The 8,757-nt window shown below is 45.5% G+C and carries 7 protein-coding genes; all 7 read left to right on the top strand.

Features of this window, described 5'->3' with window-relative positions:
* A partial coding sequence (locus tag J7J62_03475; GenBank protein MCD6124215.1) for a DUF4139 domain-containing protein occupies nucleotides 1–1,235 on the top strand: 1,235 nt, incomplete at its 5' end.
* Between the two features lie 134 nt (nucleotides 1,236–1,369).
* A complete protein-coding gene (locus J7J62_03470; protein MCD6124214.1) occupies nucleotides 1,370–2,353 on the top strand; it encodes a MoxR family ATPase in 984 nt (327 codons plus the stop codon).
* A 43-nt stretch (nucleotides 2,354–2,396) separates the two neighbouring features.
* Nucleotides 2,397–3,377 (top strand): NTP transferase domain-containing protein, encoded by a 981-nt coding sequence (locus J7J62_03465; protein MCD6124213.1) that lies wholly within the window; start codon nucleotides 2,397–2,399, stop codon nucleotides 3,375–3,377.
* Nucleotides 3,378–3,585: 208 nt separating this feature from the next.
* Nucleotides 3,586–5,388, top strand: a complete 1,803-nt coding sequence (locus tag J7J62_03460) for a Do family serine endopeptidase (protein ID MCD6124212.1) — start codon at nucleotides 3,586–3,588, stop codon at nucleotides 5,386–5,388.
* A 58-nt stretch (nucleotides 5,389–5,446) separates the two neighbouring features.
* Entirely contained in the window at nucleotides 5,447–6,400 is a 954-nt protein-coding gene (locus J7J62_03455; GenBank protein ID MCD6124211.1) for an ATP-binding cassette domain-containing protein, read from the top strand.
* A 24-nt stretch (nucleotides 6,401–6,424) separates the two neighbouring features.
* On the top strand, nucleotides 6,425–7,210 hold the full coding sequence (locus J7J62_03450; GenBank protein ID MCD6124210.1) for an ABC transporter permease: 786 nt from the start codon (nucleotides 6,425–6,427) through the stop codon (nucleotides 7,208–7,210).
* Between the two features lie 18 nt (nucleotides 7,211–7,228).
* Complete coding sequence (locus J7J62_03445; GenBank protein ID MCD6124209.1) at nucleotides 7,229–8,740, top strand: GldG family protein; 1,512 nt, start codon at nucleotides 7,229–7,231, stop codon at nucleotides 8,738–8,740.
* The last annotated feature ends 17 nt before the right edge of the window (nucleotides 8,741–8,757 follow it).

Here is an 8,757-nt window from a genome sequence, read left to right as displayed (position 1 = left end):
AACAGAAATTTCTCGAGTCGATAGCCAATCTCGGCGGCGGGTCTGCAAAGGATAAGTTTCTTGTTATTTCGCCACAGAACTTTTCGCCAACTATTAAGTTTATAAGCGCTGAATTCTCCAAACTCGCGCGGGAAAAAACGGCATTAAACCAGAAAAGGCGGCAAATAAAGAAAAAGCTCGACGAACTAAAGGAAAGACTCAATAATATGACCGGCGGCCGCGCTGGTCGAGGCTACAGAGTCGAGGTTCCGTATAATGCAAAGTCAAGCGCCGCAGCGAAAGTAACCGTTAAATATGTAGTATTTAACTGTTCATGGCGCCCAAAATATGACGCCAGATATGATGAGGAAACCGGCAAGGTTTATCTCACCTACTATGGAGTTATCAGTCAGCGAACTGGTGAAGATTGGGAAAATGTTTTGCTTACACTTTCGACAGCGACACCACACATGGGGATAGAACCGCCCGAACTCGACATATGGTACATAAGGCTTTTTAGACCTCGCCCTATCGCAAGGTATAAGGGCGGCAAAGCAATGGCGCTTGCTGCTGCGCCGAAGCAAGAGGTGGCAGAAGAGGCGATGTTTGAGACCGCAACTCCTGAAATAACGGGTGAAACTGTGATTTTCAAAATAGGTGGACGGACCACAATACCTGCCGACGGTCAGGACCACACAACGATTGTAGCACAGCTTAACCTTGACGCGAAAAAGAAATTCATTACCGTGCCGCGGAAAGATGAGAGGGTATTTCTTACCGCATTGTGCAAAAACAAAAGCGACTATCTTTTCCTGCCTGGGAAAGTTTCGGTTTTCCAGGGCAACGAATTCGTGGGGACGAAAATATTCGATACTCCTATTGGATTTGGAGAGGAGTTTGAACTTGCACTTGGGGCAGTAAGGACAATAAAAGTTTCCCATAAACGCGTGCGAGAGTACACCGAGAAGGCTGGTTTTATCGGAAAATATAAGCGCGAATGGTTTGCGTACGAAACGAAGCTTGAAAATAACAGTAAAAAAGATGTTACCGTTGAGGTTAGGGACCACATACCTGTGGCAGCACAGTCCGAGATAAAAGTTGAGGATGTGAAATTTGTTCCAGAACCACAGCAAAGAGACAAACACTTTACGGGCGAGGTGATATGGTCCATTAAACTTGCACCTGGGGATAAGAAGACGATACGGATGGAGTTTTCGGTGAAATACCCCAAGAACTCGCACATCATAGGAATATAAAAGAAGGTGCTTTACACTCTTATCGTTCACAATCAATCGTTCGAACTTTGGGTTTGACATATTGGCTTAAGCCTCTAAATTTGACTAAAACTTTATCCTGACGGAGGTTGGTTTTGGGGAAAATAAAGTTTGACATTGAGGACGAAGCGCGGGCAGCTGAATACTTGGCTCATGCAGCGGATAAAATCAAAGAGCAGATAGCAAAAAGGATAGTAGGTCAAGAGAGGGTTATAGAGGAGCTTTTGATAGCACTTCTTTCCGGAGGGCATGTTCTTTTAATCGGGGTTCCGGGGCTTGCTAAGACACTCATGATAAGCACACTGGCACAGGCGCTGGACCTTAAATTTTCGCGTATACAGTTTACCCCGGACCTCATGCCATCCGACATTACAGGCACCGAAATACTGGAACAGGACAAATCAACTGGTGAGCGCTTCTTCAGGTTCGTTAAAGGGCCGATTTTCGCAAACATTATCCTTGCAGACGAGATAAACAGAACACCACCTAAAACGCAAGCGGCTCTTCTTCAGGCAATGCAGGAGCATGAGGTTACCGCTGGCGACAAAACTTATAAGCTTGACGAACCGTTCTTCGTTCTGGCAACACAGAACCCTATTGAACAAGAGGGAACATATCCGCTTCCCGAGGCGCAGCTTGATAGATTTATGTTCAATGTTAACATAGATTATCCAAGCTATGATGAGGAAGTTGAGATAGTAAAGAAGACCACAGGTGTCCTTGAATTTCAAATAGAGCCTGTGCTTTCCGCCGACGATATAATAAACCTTCAGACACTCGTAAGGCGCATACCGGTTTCAGACAGGATAGTCGAATATGCTGTTAAGATTGCCAATTCCACGCGTCCTTCGCGGACTAAACTTGATTTCATAAAGCGCTATGTAAGGTGGGGCGCAGGTCCTCGCGCGAGCCAGTTTATGGTTCTCGGGGCAAAAACGAGAGCCGTGCTTCACGGGAACCTTACCCCGTCGCTCGAGGATGTTAGAGCAGTAGCACCGCCTGTTCTTAGACACAGGATAATAACATCGTTCAATGCCGAGGCTGAGGGAATTACCACAGACGACATAATTAAAATGCTTCTCGAGGAAATAAGAGAATAAGTAAACGCGAACAAAAATCTTTTCATAAACCTTTTTGCAAATCATGAAGGCCATAATACCAGTAGCGGGGGTTGGCGAAAGGCTTAAACCATTCACGCACACAACACCCAAGCCATTGCTTTCTTTAGCGGGGAAGCCGATTATAAGCCACATTATTGATTGGTTGCTTGACCAGGGAGTCAGTGAACTGGTGCTCGTTATAGGCTATAAAGGTGAGCAGATACGAAACTATGTAACCAGAAAATATAATGTTCCGACCTACTTTGTTGAGCAAAAAGAGCTTAACGGGCTTGGATATGCGGTTTATCTGGCACTTGACTACATAGGCAACGAGCCGTTCCTCATAGTGCTTGGTGATACCATCATTGAGGCTGATTTAAGGGACCTTTTGAACTCGGATGTCAACCATATCGGTATAACCAAAGTGCGCGACCCGAGAAGGTTCGGCGTGGTTGAACTCGACGGAAGGAAAATAGTGGGTATGGAAGAGAAGCCTGAGAAACCGAAGAGCGACTGGATTATTGCCGGGTTCTATCACATACTGAGCAGGAACAGGCTTAAAGAATCTATCGAATATCTTATAGAGCACAAAATTTTAACTCGAGGCGAAATTCAGCTTACGGACGCGTTGAAACTTATGCTTGATTCGGGTGAGAAATTTGAAGGGTTTGTGCTTACTGGTTGGTACGACTGCGGAAAACCGGAGACACTGCTCGAAACGCATCGCCATCTTCTCGAGAAAAACGGCAATGTAACCAGCCTTGAAGGAAACATAATAATTCCACCGGTTTATGTGGCTGATTCGGCAAAAGTCGAAAGCTCCATCGTTGGTCCTTATGTTTCTATAGGCGAAAACGCCCAGCTTGAACGAGTTGTCCTGAGGAACAGCATAGTCGGTGACGGTGCGATGCTTAAGAATTGCATTCTTGAGGACTCGATTTTAGGGAACGATTCGACATTCTGGGGCAGACCTCACAGACTTAATCTTGGCGACTCATCAAAAGTAGAGCTCGAGTGGGAGTAGGTCGTTCTTTTGTATAAATTGGTTTTGCGAGGGGTTTTTAGGTTGGGAGTGCTGGGGAAAAGTTTGAATCGCGGAGACCGCGGGAAAACGGGGACCGCGGGGGAGTGAAAAAGTTGAATAGCTGAAATCGCAGCATCTTCATTAATTCTAACCATTATGCCACATTCCCATAAAAAATTGGCACATAATTTGCTTTAAATATTTAGAGATGGCTGGGAAATGGCTAATAGTGGACGACAGCAAAAGCGCTGTTGAGGCATTGGCGAGCCTGCTTGATAGAATGGGCTATTCGCCCGTTGCAGTTCATTGTGGAAAAGAAGCGCTAAGCGAAGTTGACGAAACATTTGATGGTGCTATAATAGACTTGAATCTGCCGGACATTTCCGGAAATGAAATAATTAAAGCGATAAAGAAAAAATTCCCGAAGCTTAAGCTTGGACTCATATCGGGTCAGTATGAACCAGAAACATTAAGAAAGATTGCCGAGTCAGCTGGCGCTGACTTCTGGATAAGAAAACCCGTGGAAATGAGAAGTCTTTTGGAAAAAATTAATGAAAATAAAAAAGGAGGTGGGAAAATGTTACGCAGGATTGGCATTATAGCTGCCATTTTGGCAGGGATTCTTATAGTGGCTTTCGCAACCCAGCAAAGTTCTCAAAAAAATGTTACTATACAGTCCAAAATTCCAGAAATATCAAGGCTTTTCGCTGATGTGGCGGAAAAAGCTATGAAGTCAGTAGTAACGATAACCAGCGCGAAAGTTTACGAAATCCCCGTAAGAAGCTGGGAACCATTCTGGGATGACCCACTGTTTAACTTCTTCTTTGGTCCAAGATGGAAACCAAAATACTGGACAAAAAAGTTCAAACAAGAGGGTCTCGGTAGCGGAGTTATAGTAACTGAAGATGGCTATATACTAACAAACGCTCATGTAGTAAAAGGCGCGGACGAAATTCAGGTGCACATAGGTAACAAACAATACGACGCCAAAATAGTGGGAATAGATGAGAAAACCGATGTCGCAGTTTTAAAGGTTGATGCGGACGAAAAATTGCCAGCCGCAAAATTGGGCGATTCAGATAAAATCCGTGTTGGCGAGTGGGTCCTTGCGATAGGAAGCCCATTCAGGCTTGAGCACACCGTGACAGCCGGAATAATATCGGCTAAAGGGCGTTCGAGAATGGGGATAGCCGATTACGAGGACTTTATCCAGACTGATGCTGCGATAAACCCTGGAAACTCCGGCGGGGCGCTGGTAAATCTTAACGGTGAGGTGATCGGTATAAATACCGCGATAGTCTCGCAAGCTGGCGGCAACATAGGAATAGGATTCGCGATACCCATAAATCTCGCTCGCAGAGTGATGGACCAGCTTATAGCTCATGGAAGAGTTATACGAGGCTGGCTTGGCGTGACCATCCAGGACATGACCGACAACCTCGCGGAAGCTATGGGTCTTAAGGAAGCCAAAGGAGTTCTTGTAACGAGCGTGCTCCCGGGAAGCCCTGCGGAAGATGCTGGCCTCAAGCGTGGAGACATAATACTTAAGGTGGACGGTAAGGATGTTGAATCCGTATCTCATCTGAGGAACATCATTTCTTCCGCTGAACCGGGAACAAAAGTTAGGCTCACGATTTTCCGCGATGGTCAGGAAAAGGTTTTGACGGTTAAGCTCGGCGAAATGCCGTCTGAGGGTGAGGTGTATTCGAGTCGTGAAGAAGAGGAGGAAGGGATAAAGCTCGGACTTTCCGTAAGAGCTCTAACATACAAGGACAGGCAGCTGAGTGGTTATGATGGCGAAGGCGTTATTGTCGAGGATGTCGAGCCGAATTCAGTCGCCGATGCTGCCGGAATAAAAGAAGGTGATATAATTATCGAGATAAACAATAAAAAGATTGAGTCACCAGCCGATGTGCGCGCAGCGGCAAGGAAGCTTAGAAAAGGCAAGCCGGTCGTTTTTGTAGTTTGGCGCGATGGATATATAGTTTATCTTGCTGCTAAAGCCAAATAATACCAAATTTAGTAAGTCTTATTGCCGAAGCTGTTGATGGAAAGTGTAGGAGGTTAAGATGATTATAGTGGAAAATCTTGTTAAATACTACGGTAAATTCAAGGCACTTGATGGAGTCACATTTGAGGCGAAGGATGGGGAGGTGCTGGGACTTCTGGGACCCAACGCCGCAGGGAAAACCACAACAATGAGAATTTTAACCACCTATCTGCCGTTCACATCGGGCAAAGCCGTGGTTGCCGGACATGATGTGGTAAAAGAACCAATAAAAGTGCGCGAGAAAATAGGATACATGCCGGAAAATCCACCCCTTTACAATGATATGAAGGTTAAGCGCTTTCTAAGTTTCGTTGGAAAGTTAAGAGGGCTTTATGGGAAAAAGCTTGCTGATAGGCTTGAGTATGTTCGCGATGTCTGTCAGCTTGATGAGGTCTGGAACATGTATATATCGCAAATTTCGAAAGGTTATCGTCAGCGTGTGGGGCTCGCTTCCGCATTAATAGCTGACCCGCCGGTCCTGATTCTTGACGAGCCGACGATAGGCCTTGACCCGAGGCAAATCCGTTATACGCGCGAGCTTATAAAAGAACTCGGCGGAAACCACACTGTGCTCCTATCTACCCACATCTTGCCCGAAGCTGAAATGACATGCGACCGTGTTGCCATCATTAACAAAGGGAAAATTATCGCCGTGGGCAAACCCTCTGAGCTTGCCGAAAAAATAAGAAGAGTTAATGCTGTCAGAGTGGAGCTTTCAGGTCCGCAAAACGAAGTTGAAAAGGCACTTCTTGAACTCGATGGTGTTATAGAAATCCGTCCGGGAGAAAGACCCAACACATTTGTGGTCAACTTTGAACCAAAGTGGGATGTCAGAGAGCAGATAACAAGATTAGCAAACGAGCGCGGCTGGACTATACTCGAATTAACGCCAATAGAAGCGAGTCTTGAGGAAATATTTCTTGAACTCGTCGTTGAGGAACCAGACAGAACCCAAGCCGGAGCCAACGATTAATCAATTTTTGGAAAGGAGGCGATTATGCGGAAGTTCACTACATTATTGAGTAAGGAACTCGGGCAATTTTTCTCTACACCAATATTTTACGCTATCTTAGCCGTATTTATCGGTGTTAGCGGATTCTTTTTCTACAATATTGCGCGATATTTCGCCAACTACTGTATGTTCACGCTACAATATAAGTTTCAGGGGTTCAATGTGCCTCTTAATGTTAATCAGTGGGTTGTCAGACCCTTTTTCATTAATTTGGCTGTTCTTGCGCTGTTTTTAATACCAATAATAACTATGCGTTCCTATGCGGCTGAAAGAGCATATGGGACGGCTGAACTTTTGCTAACCGCTCCCGTGAAAACTTCGCAGCTTGTTCTATCCAAGCTCGTAGGGGGGCTCATACTTTTCATTGTTCTCATATCCACCACTATCTTGTTCCAGTTGATACTTGACCATTATGCTGTGGGCGGTCTCGATTGGGGTCCTGTGTGGGCTGGCTACCTCGGGCTTCTATTGATAGGATTCGCCACAATCCCGCTGGGACAATTCATATCGACCCTGACAAAAAACCAGATTATCGCAGCATTCCTTACATTCGCTTTCATGCTTATACTCTGGATAGTCGACTGGAGCACGCTTTTTTCCCAGACCAAACTCGCCAAAATCGTAGGATACATAGGAATGGCACCTCATTTTAACAATTTCGCAAAAGGCGTTATCGACACATCTGATGTTATATACTTCATATCAGCAGGTATTCTGGGTATTTTCCTAACATATCAGTCGGTGGAATCTTGGCGATGGCGCGGAGCATGAGGTAAATGGAGGTGAAAAATGAAGGATAAGTATATCACTTTAATAGGAGTTTTAGGGCTCGATTTGATATTCCTTGGGGCGCTCCTTTCGTGGATACTTTCCCAGTTCGTGTTGCTTTCAAAAATAGCACTTGGATTAGGGCTGATACTGATAATCCTCTGGCTCGTTTTCTCATGGAGTAAGGCTCGACAGGCTATCGGCAAGAGGTCAACTGCTCAGGGGACAAGCACTATTTTAGCTGTAGTGTTCCTCGTGGGCATAATTGTTGTCGCGAATGCGTTCGGCGCAAAATTCCACTCGTGGATAGACCTGACAAAGGAAAAGTTGTACTCGCTTTCAGACCAAACGGAAAAATTGCTCAAGCAACTTGACAGGAAAGTTGAACTTATTGTGTTCGACAGCAATGATTCGCCTAAGAATCCTCGTGCTATAGAGCTTGCACAGGAATATTCAGCTGCCAGCCCAAAAATATCATATACGGTAATAAACCCCGATAGAAGACCAGCGCTGGCAAAGTATTATGGTGTCACCCAATATGGTCAAATGGTTGTCAATGTCGGAAAGAAAAAATTTGCTTTAATAACAAATCCTAACGAGCAAGCGATTACCAATTCTCTTAAGCAATTGCTTTTCCAAGGGGAGCAGAAAGCATATTTCCTCACCGGACATGGTGAAACATCGCCTTTTGACTCGACTGCTAATGGCATGAGCGAACTCGCCAAGGAAATATCACAAGAGGGATTCACGGTTGATACGCTTAACCTTATGAGAACCGGGCGTATACCTGATGATGCAGCCATTATAGTTGTCGCGGCACCAAAGGTTGACCTTCTGCCCGCTGAACGCGAATCGCTATGGGCATTCTACGATCGAGGAGGAAAGTTGCTTTTCATGCTTGAACCCGGCTTTGCGGACTCGACAGCTATCTGGCTCGGGAAGTTTGGCGTTAATGTTGGAAACGATTTAGTCATTGACATTCCGAGATTAGCAGGGGTAGGTCCTGAAATGCCACTCGTTCTCGACTACGATGCTAACCATCCTGTAACGAAAGGTTTTAACCTCGGTGTCATGTTCCCCACGGTTCGCTCAGTTGCCGCAGGCTCGACAAAAGCAGGCGTAAGAATTACTGAGCTCGCGAAAACATCTCCACAATCTTGGGGTGAGACGAGGTGGAAAACTGGCCGCGCAAAAAAAGACAAAAATGACCTTGAGGGTCCTGTGCCGGTGGTGTGTGCGGTGCAGAATGTTATTAAGCAACCTCAACCAAGAATGGTGGTATTCGGTGACCATGATTTCGCAGTAAACCAATTCCTGAGGTTTTCCGGCAACCTTGACCTTGTTATGAATTCCGTGGATTGGCTTGCAAAGCAGGAGAACCTTATCGCAATAAGACCGAAAAATCCAGAGGACAGGAAACTTCTACTTTCCCCTCGCCAGCAACAAAAAATCTTTTACCTTTCGGTTGTGGCATTGCCATTTGTTGCGATTTTGCTTGCCGAACTTTTCTGGTGGAAGAAGCAGTATGCATAATGGAATCCATGGAGGGC

This window comes from bacterium (genome assembly GCA_021159335.1).
Taxonomy (GTDB): domain Bacteria; phylum UBP14; class UBA6098; order B30-G16; family B30-G16; genus JAGGRZ01.
This window is presented reverse-complemented; position numbering and strand designations above follow the sequence as displayed.

Excerpts from the sequence above, each read along its gene's own strand:
- J7J62_03445 (MCD6124209.1), top strand. The coding sequence starts at position 7,229 with ATGAAGGATAAGTATATCACTTTAATAGGAGTTTTAGGGCTCGATTTG.
- J7J62_03465 (MCD6124213.1), top strand. The coding sequence starts at position 2,397 with ATGAAGGCCATAATACCAGTAGCGGGGGTTGGCGAAAGGCTTAAACCA.
- J7J62_03455 (MCD6124211.1), top strand. The coding sequence starts at position 5,447 with ATGATTATAGTGGAAAATCTTGTTAAATACTACGGTAAATTCAAGGCA.
- J7J62_03460 (MCD6124212.1), top strand. The coding sequence starts at position 3,586 with ATGGCTGGGAAATGGCTAATAGTGGACGACAGCAAAAGCGCTGTTGAG.
- J7J62_03450 (MCD6124210.1), top strand. The coding sequence starts at position 6,425 with ATGCGGAAGTTCACTACATTATTGAGTAAGGAACTCGGGCAATTTTTC.